The sequence below is a fragment of the Nonomuraea jiangxiensis genome (genome assembly GCF_900099965.1).
Lineage (GTDB): Bacteria > Actinomycetota > Actinomycetes > Streptosporangiales > Streptosporangiaceae > Nonomuraea > Nonomuraea jiangxiensis.
Map to the genome: position 1 here is coordinate 22,249 of NZ_FNDJ01000001.1, position 16,405 is coordinate 38,653.

At 71.1% G+C, this 16,405-nt stretch carries 15 protein-coding genes; 9 read left to right on the forward strand and 6 right to left on the reverse strand.

Annotated features, from left to right (window positions below; all coding sequences use genetic code 11):
• Nucleotides 1–40: 40 nt before the first annotated feature.
• The 4 genes from rimO (at nucleotide 41) to BLS95_RS00105 (ending at nucleotide 3,154) form a co-directional block, all read left to right on the forward strand.
• Nucleotides 41–1,450, forward strand: coding sequence for a 30S ribosomal protein S12 methylthiotransferase RimO (gene rimO / locus BLS95_RS00090; RefSeq protein ID WP_090928999.1), 1,410 nt, complete (start codon nucleotides 41–43; stop codon nucleotides 1,448–1,450).
• The gene (pgsA, locus tag BLS95_RS00095) at nucleotides 1,447–2,019 is read left to right on the forward strand and encodes a CDP-diacylglycerol--glycerol-3-phosphate 3-phosphatidyltransferase (RefSeq protein WP_090927787.1); all 573 of its coding nucleotides are present in this window, start codon (nucleotides 1,447–1,449) and stop codon (nucleotides 2,017–2,019) included. The genes rimO and pgsA overlap by 4 nt, the downstream gene beginning before the upstream one ends.
• Nucleotides 2,020–2,022: 3 nt before the next feature.
• On the forward strand, nucleotides 2,023–2,514 hold the full coding sequence (locus BLS95_RS00100; protein ID WP_090927788.1) for a CinA family protein: 492 nt from the start codon (nucleotides 2,023–2,025) through the stop codon (nucleotides 2,512–2,514).
• A 283-nt stretch (nucleotides 2,515–2,797) separates the two neighbouring features.
• Nucleotides 2,798–3,154 carry a helix-turn-helix domain-containing protein gene (locus BLS95_RS00105; RefSeq protein ID WP_090929002.1) on the forward strand — a complete coding sequence of 119 codons (357 nt, stop codon included), beginning with the start codon at nucleotides 2,798–2,800 and terminating at the stop codon, nucleotides 3,152–3,154.
• On the opposite strand, the gene BLS95_RS00110 is transcribed toward BLS95_RS00105, so the two are convergent.
• The gene (locus BLS95_RS00110; protein WP_090927790.1) at nucleotides 3,151–3,930 is read right to left on the reverse strand and encodes a DNA-formamidopyrimidine glycosylase family protein; all 780 of its coding nucleotides are present in this window, start codon (nucleotides 3,928–3,930) and stop codon (nucleotides 3,151–3,153) included. The two genes, BLS95_RS00105 and BLS95_RS00110, sit on opposite strands and share 4 nt — an antisense overlap.
• Nucleotides 3,931–4,018: 88 nt before the next feature.
• On the opposite strand from BLS95_RS00110, the gene BLS95_RS00115 reads away from it, so the two are divergent.
• The gene (locus BLS95_RS00115) at nucleotides 4,019–5,914 is read left to right on the forward strand and encodes a serine/threonine-protein kinase (protein ID WP_090927792.1); all 1,896 of its coding nucleotides are present in this window, start codon (nucleotides 4,019–4,021) and stop codon (nucleotides 5,912–5,914) included.
• Nucleotides 5,911–7,845, forward strand: a complete 1,935-nt coding sequence (locus BLS95_RS58810) for a protein kinase domain-containing protein (protein WP_176992950.1) — start codon at nucleotides 5,911–5,913, stop codon at nucleotides 7,843–7,845. The genes BLS95_RS00115 and BLS95_RS58810 overlap by 4 nt, the downstream gene beginning before the upstream one ends.
• Before the next feature lie 22 nt (nucleotides 7,846–7,867).
• Here the strand turns inward: BLS95_RS58810 and BLS95_RS00125 are convergent, their stop codons facing one another.
• Nucleotides 7,868–8,317 carry an RrF2 family transcriptional regulator gene (locus tag BLS95_RS00125; RefSeq protein WP_090927795.1) on the reverse strand — a complete coding sequence of 150 codons (450 nt, stop codon included), beginning with the start codon at nucleotides 8,315–8,317 and terminating at the stop codon, nucleotides 7,868–7,870.
• Between the two features lie 224 nt (nucleotides 8,318–8,541).
• On the opposite strand from BLS95_RS00125, the gene BLS95_RS00130 reads away from it, so the two are divergent.
• Entirely contained in the window at nucleotides 8,542–9,723 is a 1,182-nt protein-coding gene (locus BLS95_RS00130) for an ROK family transcriptional regulator (RefSeq protein WP_090929005.1), read from the forward strand.
• 22 nt (nucleotides 9,724–9,745) lie between these two features.
• Here the strand turns inward: BLS95_RS00130 and BLS95_RS00135 are convergent, their stop codons facing one another.
• The 4 genes from BLS95_RS00135 to BLS95_RS00150 form a co-directional block, all read right to left on the reverse strand.
• The gene (locus BLS95_RS00135; protein ID WP_090927797.1) at nucleotides 9,746–11,185 is read right to left on the reverse strand and encodes a glycoside hydrolase family 3 protein; all 1,440 of its coding nucleotides are present in this window, start codon (nucleotides 11,183–11,185) and stop codon (nucleotides 9,746–9,748) included.
• A 67-nt stretch (nucleotides 11,186–11,252) separates the two neighbouring features.
• Nucleotides 11,253–12,104 carry a carbohydrate ABC transporter permease gene (locus BLS95_RS00140; protein ID WP_090927799.1) on the reverse strand — a complete coding sequence of 284 codons (852 nt, stop codon included), beginning with the start codon at nucleotides 12,102–12,104 and terminating at the stop codon, nucleotides 11,253–11,255.
• Nucleotides 12,101–13,114, reverse strand: coding sequence for a carbohydrate ABC transporter permease (locus BLS95_RS00145; RefSeq protein WP_090927800.1), 1,014 nt, complete (start codon nucleotides 13,112–13,114; stop codon nucleotides 12,101–12,103). The genes BLS95_RS00140 and BLS95_RS00145 overlap by 4 nt, the downstream gene beginning before the upstream one ends.
• A 2-nt stretch (nucleotides 13,115–13,116) precedes the next feature.
• Nucleotides 13,117–14,436, reverse strand: a complete 1,320-nt coding sequence (locus tag BLS95_RS00150) for an extracellular solute-binding protein (protein ID WP_090927802.1) — start codon at nucleotides 14,434–14,436, stop codon at nucleotides 13,117–13,119.
• A gap of 136 nt (nucleotides 14,437–14,572) precedes the next feature.
• Between BLS95_RS00150 and BLS95_RS00155 the strand changes: the two genes are divergently transcribed.
• Nucleotides 14,573–15,721: an ROK family transcriptional regulator gene (locus BLS95_RS00155; protein WP_090927804.1), complete on the forward strand. Its 1,149-nt coding sequence runs from the start codon at nucleotides 14,573–14,575 to the stop codon at nucleotides 15,719–15,721.
• A gap of 12 nt (nucleotides 15,722–15,733) precedes the next feature.
• A complete protein-coding gene (locus BLS95_RS00160; RefSeq protein ID WP_090927806.1) occupies nucleotides 15,734–16,396 on the forward strand; it encodes a M15 family metallopeptidase in 663 nt (220 codons plus the stop codon).
• The last annotated feature ends 9 nt before the right edge of the window (nucleotides 16,397–16,405 follow it).

A 16,405-nucleotide genomic window follows, 5' to 3' on the forward strand; every position in this document is an offset into this window, starting at 1 on the left:
CATCGGGTGGTGGCCAACTCCCGATACCGTAGTGTTCACCATGTCATCCCGCCGAACCGCATCGCTGATCACTCTGGGCTGCGCACGCAACGAGGTCGACTCCGAGGAGCTGGCCGCGCGACTCGAGGCTGCCGGCTGGCAGCTGGGCGACGACGACCCCGATGTCGTCGTCGTCAACACGTGTGGCTTCATCGAGTCCGCCAAGAAGGACTCCATCGACACGCTGCTGGCCGCCGCGGACTCCGGCGCGAAGGTGGTCGCCGCGGGCTGCATGGCCGAGCGCTATGGCAACGAGCTGGCCGACGCGCTGCCCGAGGCGAGCGCCGTCCTGTCCTTCGACGACTACACGGAGATCGGCGGCCGCCTCGACGACGTGCTCGAGGGCCGGCCGCTCAAGCCGCACACGCCACGCGACCGCCGTACGCTGCTGCCCATCACGCCGGTGGATCGTGCCACCGCACCCAAGACGAGCATCCCCGGCCACGGGGACCTGCCGCCCGGCGTGGCGCCGGTCAGCGGGCCCCGGGTGCTGCGCAAACGGCTCGACGAGAGCCCGGTGGCCGCGCTCAAGCTGGCCTCGGGCTGCGACCGGCGCTGCACCTTCTGCGCCATCCCGGCCTTCCGCGGCGCCTACGTCTCGCGCGACCCCGAGGAGTTGCTGGCCGAGGCCGACTGGCTGGCCCACCGGGGCGTGCGCGAGCTCGTCCTGGTCAGCGAAAACTCCACCTCCTACGGCAAGGACCTGGGCGACCTGCGGGCGCTGGAGAAGCTGCTGCCGCGGCTGGCGGCCGTCGAGGGCGTCTCCAGGGTGCGGGTCAGCTACCTGCAGCCGGCCGAGCTGCGCCCCGGGCTGATCGAGACGATCACCGGCACCGAGGGCGTGGCCTCCTACTTCGACCTGTCGTTCCAGCACGCCAGCGGCACGGTGCTGCGCCGGATGCGCCGCTTCGGCGACCCCGAGCGCTTCCTGGGCCTGCTGCGGACCGTGCGTGAGCGGGCGCCGGAGGCGGGCGTGCGCTCCAACTTCATCGTGGGCTTCCCCGGCGAGACCGAGGAGGAGTTCGGCGAGCTGGTCGGGTTCCTGGAGCAGGCCAGGCTCGACGTCGTCGGCGTGTTCGGCTACTCCGACGAGGAGGGCACCGAGGCCGCCGCGCTGCCGGGCAAGCTGGACCAGGAGGTCGTGGACGAGCGCGTGCGCGTGCTCACCGAGCTGGCGGAGGAGCTGACGGCGCAGCGCGCGGAAGAGCGGATAGGCACCGAGGTGGACGTGCTGATCGATGAAGACCTGGGCGACGGCGGCTATGAGGGCAGGGCCGCCCACCAGGGTCCCGAGGTCGACGGTTCCGTCACGGTGCAGGGCATCGGCCTGGTCAGGGGGCAGGTCGTGCGCGCGGTGGTGGTCGACTCCGAAGGGGTCGATCTGATCGCGCGCATCAAGGCCGGTCCATGAAGCGGGACGAGCGCCGGGTGGTCAGCCCGTGGAACATCGCCAACGTGCTCACGGTCCTCCGGTTGGCGCTCGTCCCCTTCTTCGTCGTCTGCCTGTTCCTGCCGGGCCCGGGGTGGCGGGTGGCCGCGCTGGCGGTGTTCGCCGTGGCCTCGATCACCGATCACCTCGACGGCGAGCTGGCCAGGCGCTACGGCCTCATCACCGACTTCGGCAAGATCGCCGACCCGATCGCGGACAAGGCGCTCACCGGCGCGGCGCTGGTGTGCCTGTCGATCCTGGGCGAGCTGCCGTGGTGGGTCACGGTCGTGATCCTCGGCAGGGAGCTGGGCATCACGGCCCTCAGGTTCGTGCTGCTGCGGCACGCGGTCATCCCGGCCAGCTACGGCGGCAAGGTCAAGACCGTGCTGCAGATCGCCGCGATCGTGCTCTATCTGCTGCCCTGGGTGCCCGGTCCCGTCCGGTGGGTGGTGATGGGGGCGGCGGTGCTGATCACTGTGGGCACCGGTGTCGACTATGTCATCCGGGCGGTCAAGCTCCGCGGCGTCGCCAGGCAGGCGCGGGGGGAGTGATCGATGGTGGACGTGGCCGAGGTGCTGGCGATGCTGGTGGACCGGTCGGCGACGGTGGCCGTGGCCGAGTCGCTGACCGGGGGGATGATCGGGGCGGCGATCACGGCGGTCTCCGGGTCGTCCAAGGCGTTCCGGGGCGGGGTGATCTCCTACGCCACCGATCTCAAGCGGGAACTGCTGGGCGTGCCGGGGGAGCTGCTGCGGCGCGAGGGGGCCGTGCACCCCGAGGTGGCCGCGGCCATGGCCGCCGGGGTGGCGCGGTTGTGCGGGGCGACCTACGGCCTGGCGGTGACGGGGGTGGCCGGCCCTGAGCCGCAGGACGGCAAGCCGGTCGGCCTCGTCTACGCCGCCGTGTGCGGGCCGGAAGGACGGGTTTGGGCCCGGGAATTGAGCCTTCGAGGGTCGCGCGAACGTATCAGGGTAGAGACGGTGGACGAGGCAGTCGATCTACTGTCAGGTGTGCTGAAGGCGAACATAGGGGAACATTCCGGGTGATTACCGTGTTACGTCCCGAGCGAACATGCGTTGCACGGTCTGACGCGGTGTCGGTCGATACGGGTACGGTGGAGCTGTGAGTGAGGTCCGTGAGCCAACTGCAAGCACCGATCGCCCGGCAGGCGGGCCTGATGAGTCACGCGACGAGACACCAGCGGTGGTTTCGAAGCGGCGGCGCCCCATGATGACGGCGAGGAGTATGTACGAAGCTAAGAAGACCAATGTGCGGCACGATCCGATCGCGCGAGGCGTGGTGAAATCCGCGCCGGGGAGGGAGCGACAGATGATTCTGCTGCGTCAGCTGCTCGGTGACGTGCTGAGGCGGTTGCGGGTGCGGCAGGGACGCACGCTACGTGAGGTGTCCACCCTCGCGCGGGTTTCCCTTGGTTACCTGTCGGAGGTGGAGCGTGGCCAGAAGGAGGCCTCGTCCGAGTTGCTCGCGTCCATCTGTGGCGCGCTCGGAGTGCCGCTTTCGCAGGTGTTGCGTGAGGTGTCCGACCAGTTCGCGCTGGCGGAGCTTCAGGCTGCCCCCGTGCTCGCCGACGTGCCGGAGCACGAGCGTCTCCCCCTTTCGGAGACGGTGCCCGGATCGATCTCCGATTCCGTGTTCCCCGAAGTCAAGGACATGGTGGCTGCCTAAGGCGGTTGGCAGCCATCACACCACAGGATCAGCCGTTCCTGTGGTTGTGCCCCCATCTCCCCGCGGCTGATGCGGGTGCCGCAACGGCGACAGGGCCTCCCCGCCCTGCCATAGACCCAGGTCTGGTTCGCCGGGCGGCGATCACCTGTGGTCACCGTGCCCGCATGACCTTTGTTGGCCTCCAGGAGCCGCTGGGCCAATGACACGAGCCCGTTGAGATCCTCGATCTCCCCGACCTTCCTCCACGGCCAGATCCCGCGCAGGAACAGGGTCTCGGTGCGATAGATCGTGCCTATCCCCGCCAGGTTGCGCTGATCGAGCAGCGCTTCCCCGATGGTCCTGTCGGGCACAGCTCGCAACCTCCGCACGGCCTCTTCCGGGTCCCAGTCCGGGCCGAGCAGGTCCGGTCCCAGGTGGCCGACCAGGCGCGCCTCGTCCGCTGTCCTGACGAGATCGACCATGCCCAGCCTCACCCCCACCGCCTGCCACTGCGCGTTCGCCAGGACCAGCCTGACCCGGTCGCCCGGGGCGGTGCGCCGGCCCGCGGGCATGACCTGCCAGCTCCCCTCCATCCGCAGGTGGGTGTGCACGGTCAGCTCACCCTCGACACGGGTGAGCAGGTGCTTGCCGCGCGAGAGCGTGGTGATGACGGCCCGTCCGCTGAGGTCGGCCGTGGCATGCCGGGGGACGCGGAAGTCCGAGCGGGTGAGCACGCGACCGTCCAGCGCACCGCGCAGCCGGGCCGCCGTACGGTAGACGGCGTCTCCTTCGGGCATCCTTCCAGTCTAAGAAGGTGCCGCGAATGCCGCGTCGTCGCCCATAATGATGATCGATGAGCGAACCTGGCCTGGAGGCTGAGCGGGGATGCCCGAGATCAGTGCTTTACGCGGGGACGAGCCCACCGAGATCGCCGGTTACCGGCTGACCGGGCGCCTCGGCTCCGGCCTCTACGCCGCCCGCTCGCCCTCCGGGGAGGACGTGGTCGTCCGGGTGCTGCCGCCGGACGTCCAGCCCGAGCCGTTCCTGCACGCGATCGAGCCGCTGCGGGGTGTCTCGGCCGTCAGCACCGCGCAGGTCCTGACGACCGGCGTGTTCGACGGGCAGGCCTACGTCGTCAGCGAATACGTCGACGGCCCCACGCTGGAGGAGACCGGCGGGACGCCGGACGCGGTGACCCTCTACCGGCTGGCCGTGGGCACGATCACCGCGCTGGTCGCCATCCACCAGGCGGGGCTGGTCCACGGCGACATCCGGCCCGGCAACGTACTGCTCGGTCCCGACGGCCCCAGGGTGGTCGACGCCGGGCTGGAGCGGGCGCTGGCCGAGACCACGGTGTCCACCCGCAAGGTCGCCGTCCCGGCCTACACCGCGCCAGAACGGCTGCGCGGCGCCGAGCCCGAGCCGCCCGCGGACCTGTTCGCGTGGGCGGCGACCATGGTGTTCGCGGCGGGCGGGTCCTCGCCCTTCGACGGCGGATCGCCGGCCGCGACGGTCGCCCGCATCAAGGACGGCGAGCCGGAGCTGCCGGAGCTGGGCGAGCTGCACGGGCTGATCGCGGCCTGCCTGGCCAAGGACCCGGCCGCCCGGCCCACGGCCAGCGAGGTGCTGCTGTGGCTGGTGGGGCAGACCTCGCTGCTGACCGGCCAGGTGCCGCGCCAGGCGGAGACCGCCCCGTCGCAGCGGCGCCGTACGAGCCTGCTCGCGCTGGTGGCGGCGTTCGTCGTGGGGGCGCTCGTGTCCGGCGCGGGCGTGTACGCGGTGACCGGCACCCGCACACCCGCCAGGGTCGCGGCCGCCGTGACCACGACCCCGCCCGCCACCCCCACGATCACCTCGGAGCACACGGCGGCGCCGCTGGCGAAGGTGGAGAAGAAGGCGACTGCGGACGTCGAGCTGCCTGCCATCGGCGTCACCCTGCACGAGCACCCCAACGATCCGGTACGCGTGGCGTCCTACCTGGAGTCCTCGGGCACATACACGTCCTACGCCAGGGACCGGAGCGGCGCGTTCAAGGCCGTGAGCACGACCGAGCAGCCCGCCGTCGCGCCCGGCGGCGACTGGGTGGCGCTCAACCCCATGATCAAGTTCCAGAGCTCCGAGGTGGACCAGATCAAGTTCACCAGGTTGTCCACCGGCGAGTCATTCGTCGTCAGCACGGTCAGGCGGCCCCTGCAGACGATGATCCCCGTCTGGTCCAGGGACGGCGGCAAGCTGCTCCTGTCGGTCTACGACGACAGCGAGCAGCGGCGGCTGGTGGGCTTCGTGGTCGTCGACGTCACCACCAGGAAGGCCGTGTACGTCGAGACCGAATACCTCGACGACGCCTCACTGAACTACGTCTTCGCCCCGGACGGCACGATCAGCCGGGGATACTGGGACGGCAAGCGGGGCGGGATCGAGTTCTACGACATGTCCGGACAGGTCACCAAGACGATGCACTGGGTGGGCCTGCCGCGCGGCAGCGACTGGTTCGCCCCGGACGGCAAGCGGTTCGCCACCCTCTGCCCGAGCGGCAAGGAGTTCTGCGTCTGGGACCTCCGGACCGGCGCCCGGCGGGCGACGGTGCCTCTCGGGGACCCCGGTGGCCACTTCCTCGGATGGTTCAACGACCAGCATCTGATGATGCAGGATCCGGGCAAGAAGAAGGGCACCCAGGTCATCAAGGTCATCGACCTCTCCGGTGCCACCCAGCGGGTGCTGGCCGACCTCGCGACGACGAAAGCCACCCTCCTGCAGTTCGCCCGCGTGCCCGGCTCATGAAACCGCTGATCGCGACCGACCCCGTCCGGGTCGAGGGCCACCGGATCCTGGGGCGGCTGGGCGAGGGCGGGCAGGGGGTGGTCTACCTCGGCGAGGCCGCCGACGGCAGGCGGGTCGCGATCAAGATGCTGGGCGCGGGGCTGGACGACCCGGACGCGCGGGTGCGCTTCCGGCAGGAGATCGAGTACGCGCGGCGGGTCAAGGCGTTCTGCACGGCTCAGGTGCTGGCCAGCGGGGAGGCCGGCGGGACTCCGTACGTGGTGAGCGAGTTCGTGGACGGGCCGTCCCTGGCGCAGGTGATCGCGGAGCGGGGGGCGCTGCGCGGGGCGGAGCTGCGCCGGCTGGCGATCGGGACGCTGACCGCGCTGGCCGCGATCCACCAGGCGGGGGTCGTGCACCGGGACTTCAAGCCGGGCAACGTGCTGCTCAGCAGGGACGGGCCGCGGGTGATCGACTTCGGCATCTCGCGGGCGCTGGAGGAGGCCGAGCCGGGCGGGGACCACCTGGTGGGGACGCCGCCGTATATGGCTCCTGAGCAGTTCGGCGGGCAGCAGGCGGGGCCGCGGGCCGACATGTTCGCCTGGGCCGCGACCATGGTGGCAGCGGCGAACGGGAGCCCGCCGTTCGGGACGGGAGACGTGCCCGCGCTGATCAACCGGATCATGACCGCCGAGCCGGTGCTCGGCGAGCTCGACGGCGAGCTGCGCGAGCTGGCCGTGCGCTGCCTGGCCAAGGACCCGCGGGAGCGGCCCACCGCGCCGCGGGCGCTGCTGACGCTGCTGGGACACCGCGTGCCGGAGGGGGCGCTGCGAGGCACCGGCGAGCATCGGCTGCTGGCCGAGGGACAGCAGTCCGCCGCTCCTCCCGCGAAAGAGCCCGGGGCGGCCGTGGCCCGGCGGAGGTGGCCGCTGGTGGCCGGGACGGCGGGTCTCGCCGTGGCCGTCACGGCCGCCGTGCTGCTGCTGCGGCCCTCTCCCGCGCCGCCCGCGCCGGTGGCCGCGCCCACGCCGCCGCCGGCCCCGCCGCCGGCCCCGCGGCCGGGTCCGCTGCCGCTCACCTCGACGTCGGAGACGCGGCTCCCCGACACCCGGATCACGCTCCACGAGAACCCCGCCGACCCGGTCTGGGTCTCCTCCTATCACGACCACCGCAAGAGCGGCACGTTCCCCTCCTACGTCCGGGACGCGACCGGCCGGTTCGCGTTCTTCGGCAACCTGGAGGAGCCCATCGTCTCGCCCGGCGGCGGCTACGTGGCCTCCCTGTCGGCCACCCGGTTCCAGCGGACGGGCTTCGAGACCGTCAGGATCCGCGAGCCCGCCACCGGCCGGGACCGCGAGGTACGCACCGTGGACAAGCCCGTCACCCTGTGGGAGCCGGTCTGGTCGCCCGACGGGCGGCGGCTGGTGGCCACCGCCATGGACGTCGGCGGGCAGGAACGCGCCGTGGGCTTCACGGTGGTGGACCCGGCCGCCGGGACCGCCAGGACGGTCAAGGTGGCGGGGGCGGAGTCGGCCAGATACGCCTGGGGGGCCGACGGGGCGAGCCTGGTGCACGGGGCGGCCGGCGGTGCGGTGCGGGTGGTGGATCTGGACGGCCGGCCGCTGCGTACGTTCCGGGGCGTGGGGCAGTTGGCGCCGGGTGGGGTGGAACGCACAGAGCTCGGAACAGTCTTTTCTACGAAATGTCCGGACGACACGAGAAACGTTTGCTTCTGGGACGGGCAGAGCGGCACCAGGAAGGGTATGGCCCGGCTGCCGGCCGGCGGCGACTTCCGGGGCTGGCTCGACGAGGGCCACTTCCTGGCCACCGTCCCCGACGGCCGCGACACCGACGTGGTCCTCATGGGCCTGGACGGCAAGGCCGTGCGCACCCTGGCCACCGGCCCCAGGGCCGAGATCGACGAGATCTCGCTCTGGTTCACCCGGCGCTGACCCGGCCGGTCGGGCGGAGCTATCAGTCCCAGGCCGCGGGGTCGGCGGCGAGCTCGCGGATGCGCTCGGGCAGTGCCCCCGTGGCCACCTGGTCGAGCGTGACCTCCTCCAGGATGGAGCGCTCGGTCGCCCGCAACGCGATCCACACCTGCTGCAACGACTCGGCGGGCCCCCGGTAGCCGACGTGCTCGGGGCGTTCGCCGCGCACGTTGGCCAGCGGCCCGTCCACGGCCCTGATCACGTCGGCCAGCGAGATGTCGGTGGCGGCCCTGGCCAGCACGTAGCCGCCCTCGGGCCCGCGCTGCCCGCGCACCAGCCCGGCGCGGCGCATCTGGAGCAGGATGTTCTCCAGGTATTTGGGAGGCATGTCCTGTTCCTTGGCAAGCTCACCCACCGTGGTCGGGCCGGCACCGGCGGCGGCGAGTTCGGCGGCGGCTCGGAGGGCGTAGTCGACGCGAGCGGAGAGGCGCATGTTCTCGATTATCCCTCCTGGTCAACACTGGTTAGCCGCAAGGTCGTCAGAAGGGACAGCTGGTGGCATTCCGGTGCGACGTGGTTCGGCCGGCGGGACGGCGGGGCTTCGGCCGGGGTGACCACCAGGAATCCTCGTTCACCTGCCGCGGGACGTAAGGTCCAGAGCGCTAAACTTCCAACAACCTTTCCGATAAGCGGTTCGATGTGACGGCGGGATTCAGCGTGGAGCGACGCCCTGGTGTGCCCAGATTGCTCAGGGAGATCAACGACCGGGCCGCGCTGGAGCTACTGCTGGCAACCGGTCCCATGACTCGCGGTCAGATCGGCGATCTGACCGGCCTGTCCAAGGTCACGGCCTCGCAGACGCTGGCCAGGCTGGAGGAGCGCGGCCTGGTCGAGGTGGTGGGCACGCAGGCCGGTGGGCGCGGCCCCAACGCGGCCCTCTACTCGGTGATCCCCTCCAGCGCGTACGTGGCCGGGCTGGAGGTCGGCCCCGAGCTGATCTCCACCGCCGTGGCCGACATCCACGGCCGCACGATCGCCGAGGTCACCGTCGATCCCGGCGGTCATGACGACCCGGTCTCCGTGGTGCACGGCGCGATCGTCAAGGCGTGCCGCAGCGCCAAGGTCAGCCTCGCCAAGCTGCGCGGCGTCGTCATCGGCACCCCGGGCGTGGTGGATCCGCGCAGTGGGGACGTGCGCTTCTCCTTCGACCTGCCCGGCTGGCACGAGGGCATCCACGAGGCCCTGGCAGGCGACCTGCGGCGCGAGGTGACGATCGAGAACGACGTCAACCTCGCCGCCATCGCCGAGCGCGCCGACGGGGCCGCCCGCGGGATCGACGACTTCGTGCTGCTGTGGTCCAGCCGCGGTCTGGGCATGGCCGTCATGCTCGGGGGCAAGCTGCACCGGGGGCGTTCGGGCAGCGCGGGCGAGATCGGCTACCTGCCGGTGCCCGGAGTGCCGTTGCCCGAGGACATCCGTACGATGCCGGGGCGGCTGCCCTCGCTGGCGGGTGGCCTGCAGTCGCTGGTCAGCGCCGAGGCGGTGGCCGAGCTGGCCCAGACGTACGGCTTCGCGGCCGGCAGCGCCGGCGAGTGCGTCAAGGTCGCGATGGCCGCGGGCGCCGCGGGCGAGCCACTGCTGGCCGAGATCGCCCACCGGCTCGCCCTGGGGGTGGCCGCGGTGTGCGTGATCCTCGACCCCGGCCTGGTGGTGCTGGCGGGGGAGGTCGGGCACGCCGGCGGCGCCGCGCTCACCTCCCGCGTGGAGGAGGCCGTCGCCCGGATCTGCCCGGTGCGGCCCCAGGTGGTCACCACGACGGTGACCGACGGGAACCCGGTGCTGCGCGGCGCCGTACTGGCCGCGTTGGACCAGGCGCGCGAGGAGCTGCTCGCGCCTTGAGGAGCTGCTTTGCGGAGCCGGCTCAGGCCGTGAGCAGCTCCACGGCGGCCTGGGCGTTGGCCCTGGCGGCCCCGTACGTGGCGATGTAGGCGGCGCTGGCGGGCCGCCAGACGGGCAGCCCCATCTCGATCACGGTCGTGTCGGGGCGCGCCGCCAGCAGCGCGGAGACCAGGTCCTGGCTCGCCGGATGGCGGTGCGCGTCCTTGACCACGACGACCAGCGACCGGTTCGCGGCCTTGGCCAGCAGGCCCAGGACGTCGGCGTCGGCGGGCCGCATCCGGACGATCTCCGCGTCCGGCAGCCACGGGCCCACTCCCCACGGCACGTCGCCCACGGCGATCGTCGGCGGGGTGTCCACCTCGATCACCAGCGGTGCGACCAGCGGCCCCGGCGCGCCGGTCAGCCGCACGGCGCGGCGCGCGGCGTGCAGGCCGACCCCGTTCTGCTCGGCGGCGACCTCCTGAGGCGCGCCGAACCAGTCCCGCAGCGCCGCCACCCGCGCCGCGGACTCCTCCAGCCGCGCCGCCGGCAGCCGGCCCTCGCGCACCGCGGTGATGATCTCCGCGATGATGTGCCGCACGTCGTCGTGGTCCGGCATCGGGCCCAGGCAGAGCAGGTCGGCCCCGGCCGCGAGGGTCAGCACGGCGCCGCCGGACAGGCCCACGCTCTTGGTGATCGCGTGCATGTCCATGGCGTCGGTGACGACCACGCCGTCGTAACCGAGCTCGCCCCTGAGGAGCCCGGTCAGCGCGGCGGGTGACAGCGTGGCGGGCGCGTCGCCCGTCAGCACCGGCACCGCGACGTGCGCGGTCATCACCGACTTGGCCCCGGCCTCGATCGCCGCGCGGAACGGCGCCAGCTCCCGCGCCCGCAGCACGTCCATGCCGACGTCCACGACGGGGATGGCCAGGTGGGAGTCCACCCGGGTGGCGCCGTGGCCGGGGAAGTGCTTGACGCAGGCGGCCACGTTCGCCGCCTGCAGGCCCAGTACGGCCGCCACGGTGTGCCGGGCGACCAGCTCAGGATCGGTCCCGAACGACCGGGTACCGATGACCGGATTGTCGGCCTCGGTATTGATGTCGGCGCTCGGCGCCATGTCCAGGTTGACGCCGCACGCGGCCAGCTCGGAGGCGATGGCGCGATAGACCCGGCGGGTCAGCTCGACGTCGTCCACCGCGCCCAGCGCCGCGTTCCCCGGGTACGGGCTGCCGACGTGGTACGCCAGCCGCGTCACGTCACCGCCCTCCTCGTCGAGCGAGATGACGGCCTCACCGGCTCCCCGCAGTGCGGTGGTCAGCTCCCGCACCTGGTCGCGGTCGGCGACGTTGAAACCGAAGAGTGTGACGCCCCCCAGGCCGTCCTCCAGCTCCCGCAGCACCCACTCGGGCGCCGTGGTGCCCTGGAAGGCGACGAGCAGCGTGCCGGCCGCAAGACGGCGCAGCCCCCGATCACTCTGACTCATGACTCCCCATCAATTCTGTGCATGGTCAGGCACGGCACCCACGTGCCGTCGCGAGACCGTGTGGTTGTCAGCCCTTCACGGCTCCGGCGACCAGGCCGGAGACCATGCGGCGCTGGACGAGCAGGAAGAAGATAACGACCGGAATCGTCATCAGGGTGGAGCCGGCCATGATGGCGCCCCAGTCGACGCCCTTCTGACCGAAGAAGTACTGCAGGGCGACGGGCATCGTGTACCCCTCCGAGCCCGACATGAGGTAGAGCGCGAACACCAGGTCGTTCCAGGCGGTGATGAACGAGAAGATGCTCGTGGCCACCAGGCCGGGCGCGACCAGCGGGAAGAGCACCTTCCAGAAGGTGGTCATGCGGCTCGCGCCATCGATCCAGGCCGCCTCCTCCAGCGTCTTGGGCACCGCGGCGACGAACGTCCGCAACATCCAGACGCCGAACGGCAACGTCAGCGCGACCTGGGTGATGATCAGACCGATGAGCTGGTCGCCGAGCCCGACCCGCTTGACCATCATGTAGAGCGGGATGAGCAGGCCCTCCGAGGGCAGCATCTGCACGATCAGCAGGGTGACGAGGAAGGCGCCGCGGCCCTTGAACCTGAAGCGGGCGATGGCGGTGGCCGACAGCAGGGCGAAGGCCGAGCCGACGAGCACGGTGCCGAGCGCCACGATCGCGCTGTTGCGCATGTAGAGCCAGATGGAGTTGTTCGCGACGCCCTCGGTCAGCACCTTGGCGAAGTGCTCGAAGGTGAAGTGCGTCGGGAAGGGGATGAACTCCGTGGTGAAGATCTGGTCGTTCGCCTTGAAGCCGGTCGAGACCATCCAGTAGACGGGGAAGACGGCGTACAGGAAGACCAGGACGCCGGCCGTGTTCAGGAGGATCTTGCCGAGCCTCTTGCGTGCGAGCGGGGTCACATCTCCTCCTGCTTCACGATCTGCCTGACGTACACGACGGTGATGACGAGCAGGATGATCGTCAGCACCACCGAGATCGCCGCGCCGGTGCCCAGCTTCTGCGGGGGGCGGAACGCCTCGGCCACGGCGTACATGGACAGGTTGAAGCCGTCACGGTTGGTCGGCCCGTTCATCAGCACGTAGAGCTGGCTGAACACCTTGAAGTCCCAGATGATCGACAGGATCGTCAGGACCGCGAACACCGGCTTGAGCAGCGGCAAGGTGATCTTCCTGAACGTGCGCCACGGCCCGGAGCCGTCCACCCTGGCGGCCTCGTACAACTCTGCGGGGATGCCCTTGAGCCCGGCCAGCACGGAGACCGCGATGAACGGGAAGCCCGCCCAGACCACGCACACGATCAGCGCGACGTAGAGGGAGATGGTGTCGTTGAGCCAGGGCGTGCCGGTCCAGCTCGCCTGGCCGTCCGGCGGGGCGGCCAGCCAGTCGGGCAGCAGGTTCAGAGCCCAGTTGATGATGCCGGCCTCGGCGTCGAAGAGAGAGCGCCAGATGACGCCCTGCGCCACGGGCGGTACGGCCCAGGCGAACATGCAGCCGATGACCACGAAGAGCGACATCTTCTTGCCTAGCCGGTGCAGCAGCACGCCGACCGCGGTCCCCACGACCAGGGTGAGGCTGACGGCGACGAAGGCGAACACCACGGTGTTGCGCAGCGCCGACCAGAAGATGTCGTTGCCGAGGATCCTCTCGAAGTTGTCCAGGCCCACCCATTCGGCCGGCCTGGTTCCTCTGATCTGCGCCAGGCCCACCCGCTGGAAGGCCATGACGCCCAGCTGGAACATCGGGTACAGCAGCAGCGCCGCGATGACCAGCAGGCCGGGGATGAGCAGGACGTACGGGATGCTCCAGACCGGTAGCCCGCTGGCCCGCGCCCGCCCGGCGTTCTGTTTGCGCCGGTGCCCCGGGGCGGGGGAGGAGCCCCCGCCCCGGGCGACCGTAGTCGTGTCCGCCATCGTTACTGGTTCAGGATCTCTTCGAGCTCCTTGTTGGCGTCAGCGAGGGCGGCGGCGGTGTCCTTCTTGCCCTCGATGACGGCCCGCGCCGCGTTCTGCAGCACGGCCTTGGTCGCGTCGGCCTCGGCCCAGTTGGGGTCCGCGGGGAAGGCCCTGGCCTGGGCGAACGCCTGGGCGAACGGGCCCTGGGCCGGGTCCTCGTTGAGCGCGGAGAGCGTGTCGGGGTAGACCGGGAGCAGGCCGCCCTCCTTGGCGTAGCGGTCGGCCCAGGTCTTGCTGGTGGCCAGCTTGATGTACTCCTTGCCGAGGTCGGCCTCCTTGGTGCCGCCCCACAGCGCGATGTCGTTGCCGCCGAAGAAGGACGGCGCCACGCCGCCGGTCTTGGCGGGCAGCGGGAAGAAGCCGAGCTTGTCGCCCTTCAGCTTGCCCTTGGAGTCCTCCTCGATGCCCGGCAGGTCCCAGGCCGCGGTGAGGTACATGGCCACCTTGTCATTGGCGAAGCGCGTGCGGATGTCGACCGTGTTCTGCGTCAGGTTCGCCTTGCCGGACAGGCCGCTGGTGACCAGCCCGGTGTAGGTCTCGAAGCCCTTGGTGAAGCCGGGCTCGGTGAGCTTGCCGACCCACTTGTCGCCTTCCTTGACGGCGTAGTCGCCGCCCTCCGACCAGGCGAAGGCGGCCAGCAGGTGGTTGGCGTCCGAGCCGCCGTTGAAGGCGAAGCCGTCCACCCCCTCGCCCTTCTCCTTCTGGATCTTCTTCGCGGCGGCGACGAGCTCGTCCCAGGTCTTCGGGACCTCGATCTTGAGCTCCTCGAACCAGTCCTTGCGGTAGAGCACCGCGCGGGCGCCGGCGCCCCACGGCACGGCGTAGATCTCGTTGTCCACGGTCTCGTAGCCATAGAGGTTCTGAGGGATCTGCGACCGGTCGCCCTCGCGGGCGATGTCCGTGATCGGCGTCAGCGCGTCCTGGCTCTGCCACATCGGCACCTGGTCGTTGCCGATCTCGGTCACGTCCGGCCCCGTGCCGGTCGCGGCGGCGGCGAACTTGTCGGCCACCTGCGGCCACGGGATCCACTCGAGCTTGACGTCAGCGCCGGTCTGCGTCTTGAACTCGGCGTTGAGCTCTTCCATGTACTTGGCCGCGGCCGGGTTGCTGTCACCTAGACGCCAGACGCTCAGCGTCTTGCCCGCGAATTTGGGGCCGGAGGCGGCGGGGGCCGCCGCGCTGGGTGAGGATGTGGGGGCTCCACCGGACCCACAGGCGGCCAGGCCCACGGCCAGCGCGGCCGTGGTGACCGTAGTGGCTGTGATCTTCGCGATCCTCACAGGGTTCTCCCTTCCCGGGTGCTGGCCTACGGTCCGCACCAGGCTGATCGTCAATGCCGAACGATGCTGCTAAACTAACAAGAAACTTTCTTAAAAAAAACGCTTGTTAGCCGATCGTGACGAGAGGGGCGCGTGCATGAGCCGAGACCCGGGAATCCCCCGGTTGCTGCGTCGGCTGAACGATCGTGCGGCACTCGAACTGCTTCTCGGGGACGGCCCTCTCACCCGCGCCGAGCTTGGCGAGCGGACCGGCCTGTCAAAGGTAACCGCAGGTCAGCTCCTGTCTCGACTGGAGGAGCGGGGGCTGGTGGAGGTCGCGGGGGAGCGGGCGGGCGGCAGGGGGCCGCATGCCGCCCTCTACGCCGTGGTCCCGTCCAGCGCGTACGTCGCCGGGCTCGAAGTCCTGCCCGACATCCTCAGGGTCGGTGTGGCGGACATCACAGGCCGGGTCGTCGTCGAGATCACCCTCAACCCCTCGGACGGCGCCGATCTGGTCAAGGCGGTGCCCGCGGCGCTGCGCCGGGCCTGCGAGGCGGCCGACGTGAGCCTGTCGCGGCTGCGCTCGTTCGTCATCGGCACCCGCGGCGTGGTCGATCCGGCCAGCGGCGACGTGCGCTGGTCGTACGACCTGCCGGCCTGGCACGTCGGCGTGCTGGCCGGCCTGCGCGACACCATCGACGTCCCCGTGACCATCGAGAACGACGTCAACCTGGTGGCCCTCGCCGAGCACCGGCACGGCGCCGCCGTCGGCCACGACGACTTCGTGGTCCTCTGGGCGGGCATCGGCCAGGGCATGGGCGTCATGCTGGGCGGCCGGCTGCACCGCGGCATCACCGGGGGAGCGGGCGAGATCGGCTGGCTGCCGGTCCCGGGCGAGCCGCTGCCCGCCGACGTCTCTCAACCGCAGTCGGGCTCGTTCCAGCGCCTGGTCGGCCATGACGCGCTGCGTGGCCTGGCCGAGGAGCACGGCGTCGCCGGCAAAACGGTGCCCGACCTGGTGCGCGGCGGCCACGAGGACTATCTGGACGCGGTCGCGGCCCGGCTGGCCGTGGGCGCGGCGGCGGTGACCGTCGTGCTCGACCCCGGGCTGATCGTGCTGAGCGGTGAGATCGGCCGGGCCGGGGGCGACCGCCTGGCCGCCAAGGTGCAGGAGGCGGTGGCCCGCGTGTGCCCGAGCCGGCCCACCGTGGTCGCGACCAGGGTCACGGGCAACCCGGTGTTGCGCGGCGCCCTGGTGGCGGCACTGGACCAGGCCCGGGAAGAGGTCTTCTCCGACACTGTGTGAGAATCACTGCCCATGTGGCAGACCCCCGACGACGTCGTGCTCATCTCCGACCCGCGCGTGACCTCCATCCCCGTGATCGAATCCGGCGAGCCACTGGCGGACGTGCGCGGACGGCTGCGCGTGGACAAGCGCCTGGCCGACGCCGCGGGAGCATACGCGCACCTGCGCTCGGGGCTGCTCGACCGGCTGGTGGCCGCCGAGCGCCGGCTGCCGGACGGCTACCATCTGCTGATCGTCGAGGGTTACCGCCCGATCACCGTGCAGCGCCGCATCTTCGACGGGTACCGGGCGGAGCTCCACACCACATTCCCCGAAATGTCTCCCGACGAGTCATATATCGCGGCAAGTCGGTACGTGTCCCCGGTCGAGGTCGCCCCGCACACCGCCGGCGCGGCCGTGGACCTGACCCTGTGCGCCCCCGACGGCACCGAACACGACATGGGCACCCAGGTCAACGACAACCCGGAGGAGAGCCACGGCGCCTGCTACACGGCCGCCCCCGGCATCCCGGCCGCGGCCCGCGAGCACCGCGACCTGCTGGCCTCCGTCCTGGAGCCCGCCGGCCTGGTCAACTACCCGACCGAATGGTGGCACTGGTCGTACGGCGACCGCTACTGGGCCATGTCCACGCGCTCCCCGCACGCCCACTACGGCCCTGTTGAGTTCGCGGGCTGACAACCCTTT